Annotated in this window: 16 protein-coding genes and 1 pseudogene; 9 read left to right on the top strand and 8 right to left on the bottom strand. The window is 57.3% G+C overall.

Features of this window, described 5'->3' with window-relative positions:
- Positions 1 to 2: 2 nt before the first annotated feature.
- The 6 genes from GSQ93_RS01405 to GSQ93_RS01380 form a co-directional block, all read right to left on the bottom strand.
- Complete coding sequence (locus GSQ93_RS01405) at positions 3 to 830, bottom strand: transcriptional regulator (protein WP_089159098.1); 828 nt, start codon at positions 828 to 830, stop codon at positions 3 to 5.
- Positions 831 to 979: 149 nt separating this feature from the next.
- Positions 980 to 2,125, bottom strand: a complete 1,146-nt coding sequence (locus GSQ93_RS01400; protein ID WP_158933905.1) for a Gfo/Idh/MocA family protein — start codon at positions 2,123 to 2,125, stop codon at positions 980 to 982.
- A 241-nt stretch (positions 2,126 to 2,366) separates the two neighbouring features.
- Positions 2,367 to 4,172: a thiamine pyrophosphate-binding protein gene (locus GSQ93_RS01395; RefSeq protein WP_216857564.1), complete on the bottom strand. Its 1,806-nt coding sequence runs from the start codon at positions 4,170 to 4,172 to the stop codon at positions 2,367 to 2,369.
- Between the two features lie 158 nt (positions 4,173 to 4,330).
- Complete coding sequence (locus tag GSQ93_RS01390; protein ID WP_158933904.1) at positions 4,331 to 5,857, bottom strand: GMC family oxidoreductase; 1,527 nt, start codon at positions 5,855 to 5,857, stop codon at positions 4,331 to 4,333.
- Positions 5,858 to 6,074: 217 nt separating this feature from the next.
- Positions 6,075 to 7,232 (bottom strand): MFS transporter, encoded by a 1,158-nt coding sequence (locus GSQ93_RS01385; RefSeq protein ID WP_158933903.1) that lies wholly within the window; start codon positions 7,230 to 7,232, stop codon positions 6,075 to 6,077.
- A gap of 204 nt (positions 7,233 to 7,436) precedes the next feature.
- The gene (locus GSQ93_RS01380; protein WP_158933902.1) at positions 7,437 to 8,564 is read right to left on the bottom strand and encodes a porin; all 1,128 of its coding nucleotides are present in this window, start codon (positions 8,562 to 8,564) and stop codon (positions 7,437 to 7,439) included.
- A 412-nt stretch (positions 8,565 to 8,976) separates the two neighbouring features.
- On the opposite strand from GSQ93_RS01380, the gene GSQ93_RS01375 reads away from it, so the two are divergent.
- The 8 genes and pseudogenes from GSQ93_RS01375 (at position 8,977) to hisD (ending at position 19,252) form a co-directional block, all read left to right on the top strand.
- On the top strand, positions 8,977 to 10,689 hold the full coding sequence (locus tag GSQ93_RS01375) for a GMC family oxidoreductase (protein WP_158933901.1): 1,713 nt from the start codon (positions 8,977 to 8,979) through the stop codon (positions 10,687 to 10,689).
- A gap of 585 nt (positions 10,690 to 11,274) precedes the next feature.
- A complete protein-coding gene (locus tag GSQ93_RS01370; protein ID WP_158933900.1) occupies positions 11,275 to 12,375 on the top strand; it encodes an ABC transporter ATP-binding protein in 1,101 nt (366 codons plus the stop codon).
- A gap of 54 nt (positions 12,376 to 12,429) precedes the next feature.
- Entirely contained in the window at positions 12,430 to 13,797 is a 1,368-nt protein-coding gene (locus GSQ93_RS01365; RefSeq protein ID WP_158933899.1) for an ABC transporter substrate-binding protein, read from the top strand.
- Between the two features lie 61 nt (positions 13,798 to 13,858).
- Positions 13,859 to 14,764 carry a carbohydrate ABC transporter permease gene (locus GSQ93_RS01360; protein WP_216857563.1) on the top strand — a complete coding sequence of 302 codons (906 nt, stop codon included), beginning with the start codon at positions 13,859 to 13,861 and terminating at the stop codon, positions 14,762 to 14,764.
- A gap of 33 nt (positions 14,765 to 14,797) precedes the next feature.
- Positions 14,798 to 15,673, top strand: coding sequence for a carbohydrate ABC transporter permease (locus GSQ93_RS01355; protein ID WP_158933897.1), 876 nt, complete (start codon positions 14,798 to 14,800; stop codon positions 15,671 to 15,673).
- A gap of 197 nt (positions 15,674 to 15,870) precedes the next feature.
- Positions 15,871 to 16,185: pseudogene (locus tag GSQ93_RS38605) on the top strand (thiamine pyrophosphate-binding protein); the annotation flags it as partial.
- 222 nt (positions 16,186 to 16,407) lie between these two features.
- Positions 16,408 to 17,634 carry a thiamine pyrophosphate-binding protein gene (locus GSQ93_RS01350; RefSeq protein ID WP_254073707.1) on the top strand — a complete coding sequence of 409 codons (1,227 nt, stop codon included), beginning with the start codon at positions 16,408 to 16,410 and terminating at the stop codon, positions 17,632 to 17,634.
- 289 nt (positions 17,635 to 17,923) lie between these two features.
- Positions 17,924 to 19,252: a histidinol dehydrogenase gene (gene hisD / locus GSQ93_RS01345; RefSeq protein WP_158933895.1), complete on the top strand. Its 1,329-nt coding sequence runs from the start codon at positions 17,924 to 17,926 to the stop codon at positions 19,250 to 19,252.
- Positions 19,253 to 19,412: 160 nt separating this feature from the next.
- Here the strand turns inward: hisD and GSQ93_RS01340 are convergent, their stop codons facing one another.
- The gene (locus tag GSQ93_RS01340; protein ID WP_158933894.1) at positions 19,413 to 20,204 is read right to left on the bottom strand and encodes an inositol monophosphatase family protein; all 792 of its coding nucleotides are present in this window, start codon (positions 20,202 to 20,204) and stop codon (positions 19,413 to 19,415) included.
- A gap of 199 nt (positions 20,205 to 20,403) precedes the next feature.
- Between GSQ93_RS01340 and GSQ93_RS01335 the strand changes: the two genes are divergently transcribed.
- On the top strand, positions 20,404 to 21,567 hold the full coding sequence (locus GSQ93_RS01335; RefSeq protein WP_254073706.1) for a serine hydrolase: 1,164 nt from the start codon (positions 20,404 to 20,406) through the stop codon (positions 21,565 to 21,567).
- A gap of 109 nt (positions 21,568 to 21,676) precedes the next feature.
- Here the strand turns inward: GSQ93_RS01335 and GSQ93_RS38600 are convergent, their stop codons facing one another.
- Entirely contained in the window at positions 21,677 to 22,060 is a 384-nt protein-coding gene (locus GSQ93_RS38600; RefSeq protein WP_158933892.1) for a VOC family protein, read from the bottom strand.
- Between the last annotated feature and the right edge of the window lie 8 nt (positions 22,061 to 22,068).

Below are 22,068 nucleotides of genomic sequence, written 5' to 3'. Positions count from 1 at the left end.
GCTCAGCCCTCGCCGCCCCATAGGATTGTCGAATTGTCACCCGCCATGTATTCCCGGACTTCCAATGGGAGCGACGAATCACTAGGCAAAAGAACCGTCGCGTTTTGCAGATGCTTCTTCTTGATTTTGCCTTTATCGCAGAAACCAAACGCGAGCCTCGTCGAAAACGGCTGCCGGTAAGAGGATGAGGCTACGCCAGAAACCAGGCCATACAAGTAGCGGATAGGCCGACGGTGCTGGGGCGTCAATATGGAGAAGGTGAGCTCGTTTTGTTGCTGACCTTCAAAGTCGACCATGAAAATCCGGTCCCCAATCAGGAAGCAGAAACCGTAGTACGTGAACGAATAGCCCGTTTTGCCGCTCCCGTCGAGCAACGGGAATCGTTCTACGGTGACGTGCTGGATTGTCGACTCGGCCTCGTAGATGCACGTGACTGACCGAAGAATGCGTCCTTTGTAGATGGACGAGTTGTGGTAGCGATAGTAAACGCCTAGATAATCGCGCAGAGGCTCGACTGACGATTTCGCAAATGGCAGAAAGGTGGCGAACTGCGACGACGAGCGAAGTCCCATCGGCAATTCGCTCTCGAATCCTTCATAGAACTGTTTGAAGTCGGCTGGCTGACGGTAAAGGTCAGGAACCTCCATCATGAAGTGCCGCGATATCTTCTGAAGCACCTTGTGCGAGGGTGCATGCTGACCGGCAAGGTATTTGTTGAACTGTTGCCGGTTGATGTCGAGGCTGCGGCATAGACCGGCAACCGAGCTGCATGACTCGACGAGTAGCACGAGGTTCTTTTGGAGATTGGTGCGGTCTTGCGGTCGGTCCATAAGCTTGGCGGCAATCTAGAGTGGAGGGGACGCCATCAGGTGGCGTGCGGCGTTCACACCCCAACATATCCAATCGTAGAGTGCACTGCAAGGTGCTCGTCAAAACGGGGCCGCAACCATGGGCGATGGGGTGAAATCTGGCCGGCCTTCTAGCGAATAGTCACTTTCGAACCACCGCCTGCATGGCTGCGAAGCGCTGCCTCCACGAAGCGCATGCCTTCAACGCCGTCGTTGACGTCTGTCAGCCAAGCGCTGGCAGCCGGAATAGGGCTATTTTCAAGCTTGGCCGCAATTTGAAGGGCCGCGTCGCGGTAAAGCTGCGCAAACGCCTCGAAAAATCCCTCGGGATGACCCGCGGGAAAGCGGGCCGCATGGTCCGCTGCGGGGCTGTGGGCGCGTCCCTTTGTCAGCCGGACGGTATTTCCATTGAGCGGCGTGTGCCAGAGGAAGTCGGGATGCTCCTGGTCGAAGGCGATGGAGCCCTTCGTCCCATATACGCGCAGACGCAAAGCGTTGCCCTCGCCGGCGGCAATCTGGCTGGCAATCAAGTTGCCGCGCGCGCCGGATTCATAGAAGAGCGTGGCTTGCACATGGTCGTCAACCCGGCGACCCGGGACCATGGAGACAACGTCAGCTGACAATTTGTCAGGAAGCATACCGGTCACGAAGCTTGCCAAATGATACGCATGGGTTCCAATATCGCCGAGGCAACCCCCTGCGCCCGTGCGGCTTGGGTCCGTACGCCATTCGGCTTGTCGGTTGCCTTGCAGCTCAACCGGCTCGGTAAGCCAATCCTGCACGTACTCCACTGCGATGAAGCGGACATCGCCCAATTCTCCCGCCGCTACGAGTTCCTTCGCGTGGCGCGTCATCGGATAGCCCGAGTAGGTGTAGGTCACGGCGAGAAGCTTGTCTTGACGTTGAGCCAGGTCGCGCATTTCGATGGCTTCGGCCAACGACAGCGCGAGCGGCTTATCACAAATCACGTGGATTCCTGCCTCGAGGAACGCCTTCGCGACGGGAGCGTGCAGATGATTCGGGGTAACGATAGCAACTGCGTCGATACCGTCAGGACGCTGAGCTTCCGCAACTGCCATTTCACGGTAATCTGTATAAATGCGCGACGGGTCGAGGAAGAGCGCGCGACCGCTCTCCTGGGCTCTTTTTTCGTCTGATGACAAAGCGCCGGCGACGAACTCGTAACAATCATCGAGCCGGGCTGCGAGCCGATGCACCCAGCCAATGTAGCCGCCCTGGCCACCGCCCACCATCCCAAGTCGTAGTCGACGATTCATTTCATCCCTCAACACTAAGAATTCAAGGAGCCAGCAAAGCAACGGCACGATTTACCGCGTGAACGAGCCGTGAGGTGAGACACCCGCGAGCGACGCGGGATTCTCAAGTCGCTTGGCGGACATCTGCATTAAAAACCGGCGGCATCAGTTCGTCGAATCGGAACTGTGCATCCGTGAGTGAAGGGTGCGAAACGGGCGGGGTCCGTTCCGCACTCTTTCTCATGGGCGGGCTGACGCGCTGTCAGAAGCCGCGGCCTTCGACGTACTTATCGCGGAGTTCGCCGAGATAAGCTGGAACGGTGATATCCCACCAACCAGTCGGATGCATGTTGCTATAAGGCCGCTCAATCGCGCAAATCGCTTCGACCACATACGGCTTGCCCGACTGAATCGCGCGCTGCAGAGCGGCACCGATTTGACGCGGATCCTCCACACGTTCGCCTTCAGCGCCAAGTGATTTCGCAAAGTTCGTGATGTGAGCCGACCACGGTGCGCCGTCCGGTGTCTTGAAGCCGGTGATAATTTCGCGGTCTTCGCCGAACATGTTGAGCTGCAAGTTACGGATAGCGCCCCAGCCGCCATTGTTGATGATGAGGAACACCGCCGGGATGCCCATCATGACAGCCGTCGCCAGCTCTTGACCCGTTTGCAGGAAAGCACCGTCGCCGCACACCGCGACTACTGGCTGATTCGGTGCACCCAGCTTCGCACCAATCGCTGCAGGCAGCGCGAAGCCGATGCCCGAGAAGCCACCCGGCGTGATGTGCTGCTTCGCACCGTACACCGGGAACTCGTTGAACACCTGGTTTTGCGGGTTGCTCGAATCCGTGACTACGATCGTGTTTCGCGGCAGCACTTTGCGGGCTTCAAACAGAACCTGCGAGACGGTCATGGGCGAGTGGTTACATTCGCGCAACGGACGCAGGTACTCCAGCCATTCAGCCTTGAGGCTCTGAAGGCGTTTGAATTGTGGCGCATTCTGGTAGTCGCGCGGCTTGGCGAGGTCGCGCATTTCATCGAGCAGCGCGGACAGGATAGCCTTAGCGTCACCGACGATACCAACTTCGGCCGGGTAGTTTTTACCAATTTCGAAGCCGTCGATGTCAACCTGGATGAGCTTCGTCTTCGGAATGTCGAAGGTAACGCCAGGGCGGTACGACGACGTGATGCGGTCACTGAAGCGGCAGCCAATGGACAGGATGACGTCGGCTTCACGTGTCATCGCATTGCCCGGAATCGAGCCAAGGTCGCCGCAGGGCCACGCGTACAGCGGATGGTCTTCCGAGATGGAGCCTTTGCCCATGAACGAGGTCGTGACCGCTGCGCCAACGTGCTCAGCGATAGCAACGAGAAGCTCGGTCGCTTCGGCTGCAATCACGCCGCCGCCAGCGAGGATGACAGGACGCTCGGCGGAGAGCAGCAGCTTTGCTGCCTTGCTGATGTCAACCGGGTCGCCATGCAGGCGCCCGTGCGAGCGGTGGGTCTGCGGCGCGGGCAGTTCAACAAGAGCCGATTCAGCCTGCAGGTCTTGCGGCAGATTGATGAGTGCGGGACCGCGACGGCCTTCGAGCATGACGTTGAACGCTTGCGTCATCACGCCAGGAATTTGCGCGACATGGCTCGGCTGCCACCAGCGCTTGACGACGGGTTCAGCCATGCGCGGGAAGTTATCGCCATGCGGTCGGTCGATTTCTTGCAGCACGCCTTTGCCGGTCATGTAGGTGTGAACGCCACCGGTAATCAGCAACTGCGGAAACGAGTCAGCGAACGCGGTTGCAACGCCTGTGAGCGTGTTCGTGGCACCCGGTCCGATCGACGAACACACTGCCGCGATTTGGCCGGTCGCACGGTAGTAGCCGTCGGCCATGTGCGAGGCGCCTTGCTCGTGCATGGCCGGGACGAGGGTGATCTCCTTCTGACGGTCCACGAACGCATCGAGCAGGGCTGTATTGCCGTGACCCGGGATGCCGAACGTGTAAGGCACCTTTTCGCGGATGAGATACTCGACGACGATTTGACCGCCGGTCATTTCTTTCTTTTCAGCCATTGAATCGCTCCTTTGCATGGCAATTTGATACAGATGCGCGCGTTTCCGCGACACAGTTTACGTTTTATGGTTTTCGGCTAAAGCTCGGTTAAATCCCGGCTAACCAAGCCGGGCTAGCCTGCTTGCACGACGCCTCTTGAGGGGTGTCATGAGGGGTGTCATGAGGCGTGTTGTGAGGTCGTTCGAAAGTCTTCCTTGAGCATGTGGTCGGCCGCGCGCAGACCCTGCGCTACGATGGTCAGCGCGGGATTTACCGCGGCAGAAGACGGCATGAATGAAGCGTCGATGACGAAAAGATTTTCGTGTTGATGGCTGCGGCAATATGCGTCGATGGCGCTAGTAGCCGGGTCAATGCCAAATTTGACGGTGCCGCACTGGTGCGATGTTGAGTGACGAATCAGCGGCTTCACCAGAACAATGGGATACCCCGCTTTCTTTAAAAGCGACGTCAGTTTCTCAACGAGGCGATGGTGGGGCTTCAGATTGTTTCGCTTGATCGCGAGCTGGACCTTTCCGTCACGAAGAACAATACGATTCTCCGGGTCGGGTAAGTCCTCTGAGAAAGCAATCCAGTCCATGCTGTGCCGAGCCATTGTCGACCCAACGGCTTTAGGCAGGAATGGCACGTTGGCGGATAGCATGCCGCCCTGAAGTTTGCCGAGCATCTGGGCGTGCCCGAGAGGGAAGCGGTATTCGCCGTCACCGAAGTAAAACTGATTGAGCGCAAGCGTCTTTTGGAAGACGGTATCGTTCGTCTCAAATGACAAACCCATCAATGCGGTCTGGTTGTGTGCCATGTAGTGGCGGCCGACAACACCGGAGCCATTTGCGACGCCCTTGGGCGCGGTATCGCAGGCGGAGCGCAGCAGCAGTGCTGTGCTGTTGATCGCCCCGCACGATACGACGACAACCCCTGCGCGCAGAACCTCAACCTGCCCATTGCGCATGACCTCCACGGCCTCGACACGTTTGCCATCGGCGCCGAGCACAAGCCGTTGGACATAACAATTAGTTAGGATGTCTACGCGACCGGTCGCGAGCGCGGGTTGAATCAGGGCCGTTTCCGCGTCGTACTTGGCACCCAGCTTGCACGGAAATCCATCGCACGTCTTGCAGCGGATACATTGACCCTTCGGGCCATAGTCGATGGCTTCCGGAAGTGCGGACGTGCTCGCTCCATGACGGCGCATCGTGTCAGCCATCCGCTGAACGAGCGGCTCGGACGTGAGCTTGGGTGAGGGATAGGGTTTGCTGCGCCACGGTGCGCTGGGGTCGCCACTGTCGTCCCCATGAACGTCAAAGAGAGACTCGGCTTCGCAGTAGTACGGTTCTATGTCGGCGTAGCTGATCGGCCAAGCCGGTGAGATACCTTCCTCGTGTTCGAGCAAGCCAAAGTCTTCTTCGCGGAAGCGGATCATGCTGCCACCGTAGAATTTGGTGCAGCCGCCCACGTTGTAGTAAATGTTGGGGCGGAACTCATTGCCTTGCCCGTCCAGCCAGGTGTCGTGGGCGGTGTATTTCTTCTCGTGAAATACGGACGCGACGCTCCAATTGTCTGCTTCGCGCGGAACCCAATCGCCCCGCTCGAGCACCAAAACGTTCACCCCGTTTTCGGCGAGGCGGCGCGCGACCGTGCCGCCGCCGACTCCGCTGCCGATTACGATGACGTCGTGATTTTTTTGCATGATGACTTCGCGTATATAAGGTCTGGCAGTTAGAACTGCTTCACTCCGTCGCGGATTGAGCAGATGTCGCCAGTATTTGCGTCCATTAAGTTCGGCTCAATTTCGCAACCACATTGAAACTGACGCAATCTGACGCAGTAGGGTGGAATGGTTTCGCCTTGGAGCGCGTTTTGTCCGCAGAAGCGCGTCGTGACGCTCAAGCCTGTGCGTCAGTGTGCTAGTGCTTCGGGACGATGTTGGCGGCGAGGCAAACCAGTACAAGCAGAACTGCGAGAAGTCCGAACGCCGCAGGCAAACCGACTCCGTGAGCGATAAAGCCGATGGCTGCAGGTCCAGTCAACGTACCCGCGTATCCGAGCGTCGCGGTCGCCGCGATGGCATGTTGCGACGACATGGATTTGTTGGCACCTGCAGCTGAGTAGAGAATTGGGACGATATTGGCGCAGCCAACGCCCATCAGCGCGAAGCCGGCAATGGTGAGGGTCGCATCAGGCGCGAAAACCGCCAGCGCAACGCCCGCGGCGCCGAGGGCGCTACCTATGCGTACCACGCGTCGCGCGCCCAGCGTCGCAGCGATCCGGTCGCCCGTGAGTCTCATCGCCGTCATGGTGCCGGCGAAGACCGCGTATCCAATGCCGGCCTGCACGGCCGGCATCGCCTTGGAGCCGGACAGCAGAAGGGCGCTCCAATCGAGCATCGCGCCTTCGACCAAAAGCAGCATGAGGCACATGCTTCCGAGCAGCAGCACACTCCCGCGCGGCAGCACAAGCGAGGAGCCCTGTGCCTGGGTCTTGCCGCTCAGGAAATGCCGCCCGAACAGGGCGAGTGCAATGACGAGCGCAGATGCGGCAGCTATCGCCGTAGCGGCTGGCGTAACGCCCGTTGACAGAGCGGCGGCAGCACTCCCGGAGCCTGCAAGGCCACCAATACTGTAGAGCGCGTGAAAGCCGGACATCATGCGCCGTCCTGAACGCTGTTCGACAGCGATGGCATGAACGTTCATTGCAACGTCCATCGTTCCAATTGCGCCGCCAAATACTGCCAGCACCAACGCAGTGAGGTAGAGGCCATCCACGGAGCCCAGTAAACCGAGCGTTGTCGCGGCTACTACCATTGACGAATTGATGACGCGCCGGCACCCGAACTTGGAGACGAGGCCTCCACAACTGAGCATCGCGAGGATTGAGCCGACACCTAGGCAAAGAAGAAGGCAACCCAACATTGCCTCGTTGATTGCAAGCCTGTTCTTGACGAACGGTACCAAGGGTGCCCACGCCGCGACTGCGAACCCCGCTGCGAAGAATGCGCCTCGGGTTGCGTGTTGTTGCCAAACCGTTACGGGTGTAGCCGAATTGGCGAGACTGCAGGATGTCATCGACTCGCGTTCCTGTGTAGAGTGATTCGTGAGATTGATTCGGAAAAAATTAGTCGACGCGGCTGGCCGCAGAAATCCACGAATGCTGCTCGAAGACAACGTCAATCGCTATAAGCTATGTATTACCATCTAAGTAAACATGAATCTAAGTGACGATGAAAACGCCGCATACGAGGACACCGCATGCGGCGAAAAAAGCGCGCGTTAGAAGCGATGGCGAATGCCGGCCACAGTCAGAACTTGGTAGCTCGCGCCAGAATTGACGTCATAGGACCCAATGACCGCCTGTGCCGCGCCCAGTCCGTTCTGCCCGCTGGCATGCTGGTACGCGGCAATAGCGTACAAATCTGTGCGTTTGCTCAGCAGATAGTCGACTCCAAAATTGACCTGGTGATATTTGGCGGATGAGTCGCCAGTCGACTTGGTGTAGTTATAGCCAACAGTCGTCTGGAAGTCCGGTGTCACTTGCCAACTCGCGAAGACTGAACCGTTTTGGTATTTTTCCGACCGGGTAAAAGTCGATGCGCCATCGGGAGCGTAGTCCGAATAACTATAAGCAGCGCCGAACGTCACTGGCGCAATGACATATTGCGCGGCAACACGTGAAATGCTGACCGAGTTCGCCGATGAGTAGGCAGAGTTGATTGCGCTGTTAAAGAGGGAGTCCGAGGCCGAAGTGCCGCGGGTAGAAAGCGTCGGGTTACCGTTGTTTATATGTAGATAACCCGCAGCAAGTGAGAGGGGACCCTGCACGTAAGATGCAGCGCCGGAATACACTTGACCAGAGCCGGTTGAACCGGCAACACCGCCAAAAGAATACATCGCCTCGAGTGTGACGCCGCCCCACACAGGACTCGCCCATTTGACGGCATTGTTGAACCGAGCGCTGCTGTCGTAGTTGTCGACGTCTCCGGGCGTTGCCCAAATTCCGCTGAAGAAGTCGCCGGTGATGGGCTGAACGAGGTCGGAGATTGGGTCGTACTGCCGGCCCAAAGTGACAGCGCCCCATGTTGGCGCCGATAGACCCACCCACGCTTGCCGGCCGAACAGTCTTCCTCCTTCGTTAATCTTTCCGGAGCCAAGGTCGAAGCCGTTTTCGATATCGAAGTTCGCACTCATTCCGCCGCCGAGGTCTTCCGTACCCCTCAGTCCCCACTCATTTTCGGAGACGTTGCCGGTGGAGATTTTCCACTGGGAACTCTGGCCCCCGCTGTTATGAATGTAGCCGACCGCGACATCGAGAATCCCGTAAAGCGTGATACTGCTTTGCGCGTGAGCGTTAAGGCTGGTTGCCAAGCCAAGTGCGGCTGCCAGCGCGGTAAGTTTCCTCATCTCTGCTTCCTGTCGTTTGCAAGTTGTAGTTAGGTTCACTGCTATACGGGGGTGTTGCGGAAAGCTACGCCGTCGGACGCGGGGCACCCGTTGCGTGATAAGTAGTGTTGGCAGCCATAAATCCAGGCTCAATTTCGCAGGCGTGAAAAATGGACTCGCATACTGACGCAGCAAGTGCGTCAGGAAGAAGCTTTGGATCGCGAAGCTATGCGAAAGACCGCGGAATGGAAATACAAGGCGTTTGCCAGCAACATTGTTGACCTTACGAATCGCCCCGGTGCCGCACGACATGAGCCAACCCGCCCGCAGGTTCGTGAGCTTGTGAGGTTCGATGCCAACGAACAGGGGAGCGGGCGCCGAGCGGACCCGTGCGCTCTGATCGCTGGGCTCGCAGATGTAATGAGGAGACGTGATGCAGGCAGGAAAAGTCGAGGGGAAGGGTGCAAGAGGAGCAAGACGCTCTGTTGGTAGCTACGACTACATTATTGTTGGTGCTGGTACGGCAGGGTGTGTCGTGGCGAGTCACCTCTCTGAAGACGCTGACGTTTCAGTCTTGCTTCTCGAGGCCGGTGGCGCCGACGACTACCATTGGATACACGTGCCGGTTGGCTATCTCTATTGCATCGGGAACCCACGGACGGATTGGTGCATGAAGACAGAAGCGGAGGCCGGACTGAATGGCCGCGCGCTTGCTTATCCGCGTGGCCGTGTCCTCGGTGGCTGCTCGTCTATCAATGGCATGATTTACATGAGAGGGCAGCGCGAGGACTACGACGATTGGGCCAACCGCACTGGAGATTCAACCTGGAATTGGGAATCGGTCTTGCCGGTCTTTCGCGATAGCGAGGACTATCACGGCGGTGCCAGTGACGCGCATGGCATAGGTGGCCCGTGGCGTGTTGAGAAGCAACGTCTCAAGTGGAAAATTCTCGAAGAATTTTCACGCGCCGCGCAAGAAACCGGCATCCCTTTCACCGATGACTTCAACCGCGGGAACAACGCAGGCGTCGGTTATTTTGACGTGAATCAAAAGAGCGGCGTCCGATGGAACGCATCCAAGGCGTTTCTGCGCCCGGCGTTGAAGCGCCCCAACTTGACGGTCATGACGGGAGCGATGACGCAGCGCCTGACTTTCGATGGCAACCGGTGTAGCGGCGTCCATTTCGAGGTGAACGGGGAGAATCTGAGCGCGGCGGCGAATCTTGAAGTCGTTGTCAGCGCAGGTGCGGTCAATTCGCCCAAGCTGCTGGAGTTGTCTGGTATAGGCGATGGGGCACGACTGAAGCAATTTGGCATTGATGTGGTGAGCAATCTTGTGGGTGTTGGAGAGAACCTTCAGGATCACTTACAACTACGCATGGCTTACCGCGTTTCCGGAGCGAAGACGCTCAACACGCTCAGCGCGCATTGGTGGGGAAAGCTTGCAATTGGCATGGAATACGTTTTTAAGCGCAGTGGCCCAATGGCAATGGCACCGTCGCAGCTTGGCGTGTTCGCCAATTCCGGGACGGACCGTGCGGGTGCACGTCCAGATATCCAGTATCACGTTCAGCCGCTTTCGCTTGAAAAATTTGGCGAACCCTTGCACGCGTTCGACGCCTTCACAGCGTCGGTTTGCCAGTTGCGGCCTTCGTCGCGAGGCACGATTCACATTAAATCGCCCGATGCGTCGGTCGCGCCCATCATCGCGCCGAACTATCTGTCGACCGAGTACGACAAGGAAGTCGCGGTGAACGCGCTCAAGTACACGCGTCGTATCGTTTCTGCGAGTGCCCTCCAAAAGTACGAGCCCGAGGAGATACTTCCTGGAGAGCAATACCAGACTGACGATGAACTGATTCGCGCTGCGGGGAATGTTGGCACGACCATTTTTCACCCGGTGGGAACTTGCCAGATGGGTCGCAAGGGCGAGGCGGGTGCCGTTGTCGACTCGCGCCTGCGGGTCTTTGGAGTGGTCGGACTGCGTGTCGTTGACGCCTCAATTATGCCGACGATCACGTCGGGAAATACCAACTCGCCAACAGTGATGATTGCCGAGAAGGGGAGTCGAATGCTTAAGCAAGACAGAAAGGCGGTAAAGGCAATCGACGTTTTAAAAATGCCTTTTACCAGTACTGCTGACTGATTGTTGTCGCTAGGCCCCCCAGGCCACTCATTATTTTTTTACCACGCGTGAGGCTCCGACGAGCCTGTTGGCGCAGGACCTTGGTCCTGCGCTTTTTTTGCCTTCTAGAACCGCGAGGGCGGCCGCTGGGGCGGGGCGAGCCGTAACAAAGCCGCACTGCTTGAATCCAGAGTCTTGCACCCGGCGCTCGCATTCTTATCCGGATTTGTCTGCGGACTCTAACAAAGCCCGTCGCAAGAGGGTTCGACGATGTCGTGTACGGGTAAGTCCCATTCGCACTTCGATATTTAAGCTTTGCACTGCGTTGAGCGCTGCCCGAAAGCGGCGACCCATCAACCACGGGCTCGTTCAGCACAAATGTAAGCGAATGCGGGCGGCGCCGCAGCAGTTGCCGAAACTCATTGCGTCAGTTTGCGTCAGGTTTGGACTGGTTGCGAAATTGAGGCAGAGATTTTGGATGCCGAAACTGCGTTCACATTGAACCGTTTCCCCGCCCAGTGTGTAGACCTCCCAGCGAGTTCCTCATTCTAAGGGTCCACGGGGCGACATTCGCATCACTCCACTCTCTTAAGCGGGACCAGCGCAATGGCATCGATAAAATTCGAGCACGTCTATAAGACGTTCGGTGAAACCAACGTCGTGTCGGACCTCAACCTGGACGTCGAGGACGGGGAGTTCCTCGTTTTCGTCGGACCGTCCGGCTGCGGTAAATCGACGACCCTGCGCATGCTGGCCGGACTCGAAAGCCCGACAGACGGTCGCATCTCGATTGGGAACAAGGATGTGACGTCGTTGCCTCCGGGGCAACGCGACATAGCAATGGTGTTTCAAAGCTACGCGCTTTACCCGCACATGTCGATTTACAAGAACCTCGCGTTTGGAATGGAAGTGCGCAAGTCGAGTCCCAAGGAAATCGAAAAGCGCATTCGCGAGGTTGCCGCAATGTTGAAACTCGACAGCCTGCTTTCGCGTAGCCCCGCCGAGCTCTCCGGAGGCCAGCGCCAACGCGTTGCGCTTGGCCGCGCGATGATTCGCGAGCCGCGACTTTTCCTGCTTGATGAGCCGCTTTCGAATCTCGATGCGGCGTTGCGCAGTCACATGCGCAGCGAGATCTCCGACTTGCAGCGCCGTCTCGGCACCACGATGGTGTACGTCACCCATGACCAGGTCGAAGCCATGTCGATGGGGCATCGCATCGCCGTTTTCTCCGGAGGCAAACTCCTCCAGATTGATACGCCTGAGCGTCTCTACCGGCGCCCCGTGGACCGATACGTTGCAACCTTTATCGGCTCGCCGCGTATGAACATCGCCTCCAGCGAAATCAGTCTCGCATCGTCCGATGCCGACTGCCTCGCTCTTGGCGCGAAGTTTCGCCTTCCGCCCGCTCAACGTGCTGAATTCAACGGGTCAATGCCTTCTAACATTGAGGTGGGCATCCGGCCGGACGACCTCCATTGGGTCAAGGACGCGCCTGCACGCTGTGAGGTTCGGACATCGGGTGTGGTTGAGGCTATCGAGACGACGGGTTCAGAGAACTTCGTGCGTGTTGCGATTAACGGATCCACGGTTGATGCGCGATTCCCCGGCTTTTCGCCTGTGGCACTCGGCGAACGTGTGGACCTCGTGTTCGACCCGGCAGATCTTCACTATTTCGATGCGAATACAGGCAAGAGTCTCCGTCACTAAATGCGGGGTGAAAGCGTAGGTTGATTTTCAACAATAGACGACAGGAGTCCAGCAATGCGTTGTTTTGTTCGCAGCAAGAAGTTGGCAGCAGTGGCGTCGGCGATGTTTGCGTCCGGTTCGCTTCTCTGCAATATCGCCCATGCCGATACCGTTCTCAAACTGGCCTATGGGTCCGAGTATGTGATGGTTACGCCGGAAATTACGACGAAGTTTTGGGGCGATATCAAAACTGATTTCGAAAAATCCCACCCTGGTGTTACGGTCCAGCTCGTTCCGATTCCGGGAGGTTTCGACGACATCGTGACTAAGGTCAGCATGTCCTATGGCAACTCAGGTGCAGCTCCAGATGTCGCCCAATTGCCGGCCCAGGAAATGGCGCAATGGGCGGCAAGCGGCTACCTCTTGCCGCTCAACCCATACGTTGCAAAAGCAGCTTGGTGGAAGGACGTGCCGGATGCCGTGAAGCAGGAGGGGACGACTGGCAAGGACGTGATTGGTATTAGCCAAGGGGTCAACACGTCAGGGCTGCTGTATGACCGTCAGATTTTCCAGAAGGCGGGGCTGCCGGCGGACTGGAAACCGAAGAACTGGCAGGACATATTTGAAGCCGCGCGAAAGATCAAGAAGTCGGATCCGAACGTATGGCCGTTGTGGGCGATAACGGGCCCTGCAGGGGGTACGTCCGCACTGGTGGAAGGCGCCGCCAATTTGCTTATGGCATCGAGCGACCCAGCGATAAGGGACGCGTCGGGGAAGTGGGCCGTCGATACAAAGGGTATTCGGGAGGTGTTGAACTTCTACCACCAGGCGTCGGTAGAAGGGCTGCTCGCTCCGTCGTCTTTGATTCTTAACGCCAATTCGCCTGCGCTTGCGACACCGGAATTCCCGAAACATCATATCGGTATCGGGCTTGTCGGAAACTATGTGCCCGCGGCCTGGAGCAAGTCGATGTGCGCGCCTTGCTGGCCGGAAGCGCAGAAATTCATTAGCTTCGCACCACTACCTACCGTCACCGGCGGTGGCGTCGGCTATGCAAGCGCGTTCGGCGGTTGGGATCTTTCCATCTACAAGAAATCCGCGCATCCGGACTTGGCCTGGCAGCTCGTTTCGTTGATTGTTGGGAAGAAATATCTTGTGGCAGGTGCGAACGGCACTGGCTTCGTTCCCCCGCAGACCGCTTACTGGACGGATAAGGAATACACGGAGCTTGCACCGCCTTATCAAGAACAATTCGGCAAGCTGTTAGCCGTGGCGAAAAGCGTTCCTGCTGACCCCGAGTATCCGCTTTGGGCTCATGCGCTTGAAGCGGCGACAGAAGCGTTGGTTCTGAAGCCGAACATGAGCGTGGACGACGCTGTCCGCATGATGAAGAAAGAACTGTCGAACCAGCTTGGTGACGACAAGTTGATGGCCGCGCGATAGTCGGTGCGGTTCGCTGGCCGCTTCATCGGGCGGTCAGCGTATGTTCTGGAGAGTTTTAATAATGAATCAGACTACGTTTCGCCCTGTGAGCCTGGTGCTGCTTGCGCCTGCAGCCATCCTCCTGCTTTCGCTGTTAGCGCTGCCGATTGTCTACGCTATCTACCTCGGATTCACCAATCTCCAGCTCATCGGACCACATGCAGCTAACTATTGGTTCACTGGACTTGAGAATGTCCGGAAGCTGCTGAGCGACGACGTCTTCACGAGTTCGCTCTGGCAAACCGTGGTGTTTGTCGTCGGTTCAGGTGCGTTTGGTGCAACGGTTCTCGGGCTCGCGCTGGCACTGCTGATGCAAAAGGCAAGCGGCGTGGTCGGCAAAACGGTGTCCGGGCTGGCTATTCTCGCGTGGAACTTGCCGCCTATTACGATTGCCGTCATCTGGTACGCAGCAACGACAAGCGGCGGTACATTCCCGCGCATCCTGGGCGATACAAATCACGACCTGCTTTACTCCTACCCGATGCTGGTGGTGTCTATTGCCAATGTCTGGTCGCTTGCTGGGCTGTCGATGATCATGTTTTCGGCCGCTTTGCGAAGCATTCCGACCGAGATGATCGAGGCGGCGATACTTGAGAACGCGAGTGCGGCGCAGAGACTGTTTCGCCTGACGCTCCCCATGCTCAAGCCTACCATCTTGATGTCCGCGCTCCTGATGACGCTCTTGACCTTCGCGAACTTCACGCTGGTTTATTTGATGACCGGCGGGGGCCCCGACAACCAGACCAATATCCTGCCCATCTACTCGTACCTGCAGGGCTTCAAATTCCATAGATTGGGTTACAGCGCGCTTCTTGGAAACGTGATCGTGCTGCTCTCGTCGGCGCTTGGATTGGCCTTCGTGCTTATCGCTCGCCAATACCGCCCGGGGCAGGTTCGAAAGAACAAGCTGAAGGCCATTTCCGCCTAACCTGTTGGAAACAGCATCATGAAGGAACACAGAATGGAACTGTCTGCTCAAAAGATAGCGGGAGACGCCGCGCCTCCTGTCGCGCGCGTCAAGCGACGGGCCGAACCCGTGTCCGGGAGGCTATTAGCCAACGTCATTTTGTTGCTTATCGGCGCGTACTTCGTCATCCCCGTCTTGTGGCTGGTGGTGGGTGCCGTCGACAAACACGCGGGTTGGCAAATTCAAATTCCGACGCTGACTTTGGATAATTTCGTCGATGCTCTGGCGCACGGAAATGCGCAAGCGCTATGGAACAGTGTGATTGTTTCAACGATAGCGGCAATCGTTTCGACGGGAGCAGGAACCTTGGCCGCCTATTCGTTTTCGCGGCATCGCATTCCATGGAAAGGCCCCATTCTGCTCGGCATCCTTTTCCTGTCGGGCGTGCCCGTTACGATTCTTATCGTGCCGGTCTACAAGATGTTCGCGCGGTACGACATGCTTTCCATGGTCCCGACAGCGGTACTTCTGGGTGTCACGTCGCTGCCGTTCGCCATCTATCTCATCAAGAACACGATCGACGCGATTCCGCAAGATCTTGAAGAAGCAGCCTGCATGGAGCAGGCGGGCACCTTCCGCATTCTTCGCTCGATCATCGTTCCGCTGGCCATGCCGGGCATTGCCTCTGCAGCCATCTTCAGCTTCGTCAATGCCTGGGGCAACTTCCTCATTCCGATCGTACTGATTGCTGACCAATCGAGCCAACCTGCGCCCATTGCGATCTACAGCTTTATCGGTTCTGCCACGATTCGGTACGGACAAATTGCTGCTTTCTCCATTGTTTACTCGATGCCCGTCATCGCCCTCTACTTCGTGATGTCGCGTTATTTCAAAGGCGGATTCTCACTAAGCGGTGCCGTACGAGGTTGATTAAAGCGTAGCGTCATGCGTCAGGCAATGTTGCGGGTGTCCGGCAGATGCGGGTGATGCGCTCAGTGCGTCGGAGTGCGTCGCGAATTGGTCCGGTGCGAAATTGAATTGGCTTTTTTTAGCGCGAATACTGGTGCGCGAGGGGGTGGTGTGAATGTGTCACGGCCTTTCGTGCGTCAAAATATCGGGAGTGTCGAGTGAAGTTAACAGGCGGCCAAGTTATCGCGAAGGCATTGCGCGCGTACGGGGTGCGATACGTGGCTGGTGTGCCCGGCAATGGAAATAGCGGGGTTCTTGAGGGTCTCAATACACCCGGCGCCAGCATTCCGTTTATCCGGGTCGTGAACGAGCAGAGCGCGGTCCACATGGCGGACGGTTACTTCCGTGCATGTGGGAGTGCGATGGCTGTTGTGCTTCCTGCAAGACCCGGAATTTTTACCGCCTCTGCGGCGCTTTCCAATTGCCTGTCTGATTCCTGTGGGGTGCTCCTGATCACTGGAGACCGGGCTAGCGATGACACGACCGCCGGCTCGACCGGCTCAACCGGCTTCACTCAGCCCGGCTCAGGATGGGACGCAGATGCAGCATGCGGCGGCCTCAAACGGTCCTGGAGGGTGCGCGCTTTCTCGGAGCTCTCGCAAGCAATGCATCATGCTTTTGCTAGCGTACTGGGGGCGAGGCCGGGGCCAGTCCATCTCGAGATTCCTCTGGAAATTCAGAAGCACACAGACCACGTGCACGCTAAGTCTCTTCTGAACGGACTAGCGCAGGGAGGGCTGCAAGGGGATCCCGCGCTCTTTGAACGGGCAGCCAGTCTGCTTGCGAGCGCAGAGCGTCCCGTCATTCTTGCGGGTGGCGGCGTCGTGGCTGCGGACGCTACGTCCGAACTCAAGGAATTGGCCGAAGCTTTATCGGCGCCTGTGCTGGTGGCGGGCAACGGCATTGGAGCAATCCCCGACGACCACGACCTGAATGCCGGGTCCTTTTGCTCGGCGGGAAGCGCCTGTGGAACCGCGCTCTTGAGCAAGGCCGATGTCATTGTCGCTGTGGGCAGCCGGCTATCGGACCTGTCCGACGTCGATGGCGGTGGGTGCAGCCTATCCGAACTGGCCGGGAAAACGCTTATCCATATTGATGTCGAGAAAGACGAGATCGGGAAACGTCACCCCGTCGAGGTTGGCATTGTTGCCGACGCGAAAAGTGCGCTAGCCGACCTCAAGTCCGCATTGAACGGAAAACTGAAGCGTGCTGCCGGTGCAAGAAGACAGGCATTCATTGACCTCATGCGGGAGCTGCGTGGGCAGTGGCGGAGTGCGGTCGCCAGCAAGTCTGGAGCGCATGAAACCTTGATAAGCGCGCCGCGGCCTTTCCTTGAACTCCGCAAGGTGCTCTATCGCGATGCAATTGCGGTCATTGGATCAGGCGCTCTTGCGCGTATCGCGCGTGAGCATTTCCCCGTCTATGTTCCGCGTACCTTCCTGTCGCCAGGAGCCTCTGCGGCCGGTGGTTGGGCTGTTCCTGCTGCCATAGGCGCAAAGCTCGCGATGCCCGCGAGGCAAGTCGTATGTGTGGTTGAAGATAGCGATTTTCTTCAATCGATGCAGGAAATGGCGGTCAGTGTCATGCATTCCATTCCTGTGGTTTTCGTAGTCTTCAATCAGAGTGGACCGGAATTTGTATCGGGTGCGGTCGGTTCGCTTGGTGTACGGCGGAGCATGGGTGAATTCTCCTTACCGGACGGGCGTCCTTACTCCCTTGCATTCTCGGAGATCGCAAGAAGCTTTGGACTTGATGCATGGCGAGTCGAACATGCTTCTCAGTTGGAGGGGGTGTTCCGGCGTGCACTTGATAGCACCGGACCCGCCTTGGTCGAAGTGATGGTCGTGCGGCATGAAACCCATTCGTCATCGAGTCCTAACGATATGCAACCCCACGCTGCACAACAAGCTAGTGTGGCTTAAGCCAGACCCGTCTGACGATGCGAAGGGGCGGTACGTCTCGGCAGCCGAAGTGATGAATTGACGTGAGCATCAACGTCTTCCCACTTGATAAGCGTCACAGTGCGTCATATTCGAAGCGTCTCGCGAAATTGAGTTGGCGTTTTTCTCGACTGATACTGGCTTCGTGCTGCAAAAGTGACGCGCTTTTCCGCGCAATGATTTCGGACTCCGAATACAGAGTCTTAGAAAAGTAAGAATTTTCTCGGTGAAGAATTCACTCAATTTCTGAGTTGCATCATAAGGGGCAATTATGTCGTTTTTTCTGAAGTCGGCTACCACGCAACCCACTGGCGAAGCTGACACCAAGCAGGTCCGTCGCGTTGTCGAGGAGGTGATTGCCGACATCTCCGCGCGCGGGGATGACGCGCTGCACGAGTACTCCGCTAAGTTCGACAAATGGAATCCGACGCAATTTCGTCTTTCGCAAGAGCAAATCGATTCTTGCATTGCCGAATTGACTGAGCAGGAAATCGCGGATATAAAATTCGCGCAAGAACAAGTTCGCAACTTCGCGCGCCATCAATTGGCGTCGATGCATGACATCGAAGTCGAGACATTGCCGGGCGTCATTCTTGGCCACAAGAATGTTCCCGTCCAGACCGTCGGTTGCTACATCCCCAGCGGTAAGTACCCACTGGTCGCGTCGGCGCATATGGGCATCGTCACGGCAAAGGTAGCGGGTGTGGACCGTGTTATCGCGACGTCGCCTCCTTTCGAGGGTCGCCCGAGCGCGCCGGTTATCGCTGCAATCCATCTTGCCGGCGCCGATGAGATTTACTGCATCGGAGGCGTACAAGCCGTGACCGCAATGGCACTTGGGATTGGCGAATTTCCGAAAGTCGACATCATCGTTGGCCCGGGTAACGCCTACGTTGCCGAAGCGAAACGTCAGCTGTTTGGTCAGGTTGGTATTGACCTCTTCGCAGGCCCGACGGAAACCATGGTTATCGCGGACGACTCGGTCGACGCCGAACTTATCGCGACGGACCTGCTTGGCCAAGCTGAACATGGACCGACCTCTCCGGCGGTACTCGTTACGACCTCGCGGAAACTCGGCGAAGAGACGCTTGCGGAAGTTGAGCGTCTGCTGAACCAACTCGACACCGCCGAGATAGCCCGCCAGGCGTGGGAAGGCTACGGCGAAATCATCATTTGCGAAAATGATGAAGAAGTGATTCGCGAGTCGGACCGCGTCGCATCGGAACACGTGCAAGTGATGACGCGCGACCCGGACTTCTTCCTGAAGCATCTTCGCAACTATGGTGCGCTGTTCCTCGGCGCCCGAACAAACGTCGCCTATGGAGACAAGGTTATCGGCACGAACCACACGCTGCCGACATCCGGTGCTGCACGCTTCACGGGAGGCCTGTGGGTGGGCAAGTTCCTGAAGACTTGTACCTATCAGCGAATTCTCACCGACGAAGCTTCCGTGCTTGTTGGCGAGTACTGCTCCCGCTTGTGCATTCTTGAAGGGTTCTCGGGTCATGCGGAGCAGGCAAACATCCGCCTCCGTCGCCTGGGTAACATTGATGTGCCCTATGGCAAGGCGGCTCCTGTGCCGGCTGTGACGGCCAAGTAATGACCCGTCGGTGTGTACTTCGTTGAGACGTGGCTTCGAAGCGTGCACCGGTCGCACTGCGACCGGTGCACGCGTTTGCAGCCAACTTTGGTGTGACACGCAATAGTTGAAAGCGGGAGGCTCGTTGTTGCCAACATAGGCGCCTCCCAGGTTGGCATCGTCAAATATTGGTCTGAGCGATTTTTTCCGTTTCTTCGAGCAGGGCGCGATGCAGTGCGGGGGTGGCGGCGGCTATGACACGGCCATCGCTTGATGGCGTCAACGGATTACCGTTCCAATCGGTCATAAGACCCCCGGCGCCATTGACAATTGGCACGACCGGAAGATAGTCGTAAGGCTTCAGGCCCGCCTCGACGACAGCGTCAATGTTGCCGGCCGCGAGCATCGCGTAGTTGTAGCAATCGCCGCCGAATCTTCGGAAACGCGCTCGGCGACTAAGAGAATCGAATACTTGAAACTCCGTTGTGCTGAACATGTCCGGCGAAGTAGCGAACAAGTTGCATTTTCGAAGGTCATCGCAATGGCTCGTGTGGATCACTTCTCCGTTGCGCTCAGTTTGGTGTCCAAGCTTAGCGACATAACGCTCGCCGAGCGCTGGGACATCGATGATGCCAAAGACAGGTTGTGCGTCTTTCAGCAAAGCGAGAAGCGTTCCCCAGAGAGGTATGCCACTGATGAAGCTCTTGGTGCCGTCGATAGGGTCAATGACCCAGCAGAGCTCTGCCGACAAATTGACCGATGCTTGTTCTTCTCCGAGTATGCCGTGTGACGGGTAGGTTCGCGCAATCCGGTCCCGAATCATGGCTTCGATTTCGATATCTGCCACCGTGACGGGGCTGGCATCAGCCTTCTGCGCAATGTCGATTGGCTGTCGAAAATAGCGCATGCCAATAGGGCCGGTTTCGTCTAGCGTCGAGTTGGCAAACTGACGATAGTCTTCGAATGAATTCATAAGTCCTTGAACCTGAGAGCGGGGCGTTGAGAGCCACCTTAAAAACAATTCGTTAAGGCCGCGACGTCCCGAGAAGTTATTTAATTGTAGTCTGCAGTGATACTGTAATCGAATGCGTTGACGATAAATTGCACATCGGTATCCGCGTTCGCGAATGGCGTATTTGTCTAAGTAGTCAATGTCGACGCTGAGGACCGTGATGAGCGAGGAAGGTCAACTCGAGATTCGAGTGAGCCGAAGGGTGCGTAGTGCGTTGGCCGACGCGGTCAACGAGACATGCATCGCCGGCGGCGTAGTGTTGGTTGCGCTGGACGGCGTTGTGATTGCGCGAGAGGCCGCGGGTTTTGCAAATCAAGCGCTCGCCATACCGATGCACATAGATACACGCTTCAGACTGGCATCCGTGACAAAGCCTATTGTCAGCCTCGCGGCGATGAAACTCTTGGATATTGGCGTCCTTGGTTTGCACGAGCCAGTTTCGGATTGGTTGCCCTATTTCCGTCCGTCTCTCGCAGACGGGCGGCGGCCGGACATTACTCTGCACCATCTGCTGTTGCATTCGTCCGGGCTAAGCTATGGTTTTCAGGAGCCCCTAGGCTCGGAATATGAGCGTTTGGCCATTTCTGATGGGCTGGACTGTTCAGGCCTGAGCCTCGAAGAGAATCTCCGGCGGCTAGCCGCAGCGAAGCTCAAGTTCGAGCCGGGAACGGCATGGCAATACTCCCTCGGGCTTGATGTCGTCGGTGCAATCATTGAGCGGGCGACGGGACGTACGCTGCCGGATGCTATCGATGCATTGATATCCGATCCGCTTGGACTGGACTCTCTTGCATTCACTGTTGAATCAGAACGTGAGCTTGCGGTTCCTTATGTCGATAGCTCGCAAACGCTGACTGTAATGCCGGAACCAGCGGAAGTTGTTCCCCCGGAAGGGACGAACGCAATCCGTTTCTCTCCACGCCGCGCCCATACGGTTGGAGAATTTCCGTCAGGTGGTGCAGGGATGGTAGGCGAAGCGTTAGATATCCTGAAGGTTCTTGAGATGGTACGCAAAGAAGGCACCGGGTTCATAGACGCAAAGCTTGCGCGCCTGATGTGCAGCGCTCAAGTCGGAGCGGACCTGCGAGGGCAAGACGATGGGTGGGGGTTTGGATACATGGGCGCCGTGTTAATGGACCCCTCCGTCCTGAACACCCCGCAGCGTGTCGGATCAGTAGCGTGGGGCGGAGTGTACGGACACAGCTGGTTTTTTGATCCCGCAACCGGGCTGACAGTCGTGTCATTGACCAACACAAATTGGGAGGGTGTAGGAGGTCGATTTCCACTGGACGTTCGAGACGCCGTCTATGCAGCGCTCAGCTGAAGAGCCGCTCCTTCAGTCATCCCGGACTTTGCTATGTCATGCTAACGTTCCAACCGATAGCCTCGGCTTGGTCGGGCCGAGCACTATTGGCTTCAGTCAGTGCAGGGCTTTAACTGGTAATTTCGACTCGTGTGCCATCGGGGGCGACTATCACAGCCTCATAGAAACCATCGCCCGTGCCACGAGGGCCAGACAACAAAATTCCGTTTGCCGCGCAACGCTCGGCCAACGCGTCGACAGCATCGGCACTGCCAAGCGAAACTGCGATATGGTCCCAGCCGAGGCACTCATCAGCCGCTTTGTCCGCAACCCAAGGCCCCGTCATCAGTTCAATCTGAAGCGAGTCCGGTGTTAGCCGGATGAAGCACGATGTGAAGCCAGGACGCCGGGCGCTATGGTAAAGCGGTCCGACTTCGGCATTAAAATACTTACGCCAGAATTCTGCGGCGGTTGTAATGTCGCGTGTCCACAATCCCGCATGTGCTAATCGCATACTTTCCT

It is taken from the genome of Burkholderia sp. S171, from assembly GCF_009766085.1.
In the GTDB taxonomy this organism is placed as follows: Bacteria; Pseudomonadota; Gammaproteobacteria; order Burkholderiales; family Burkholderiaceae; genus Caballeronia.
The sequence above is the reverse complement of the archived record's forward strand: the minus strand, read 5'-3'. Positions and strand labels throughout refer to the sequence as shown.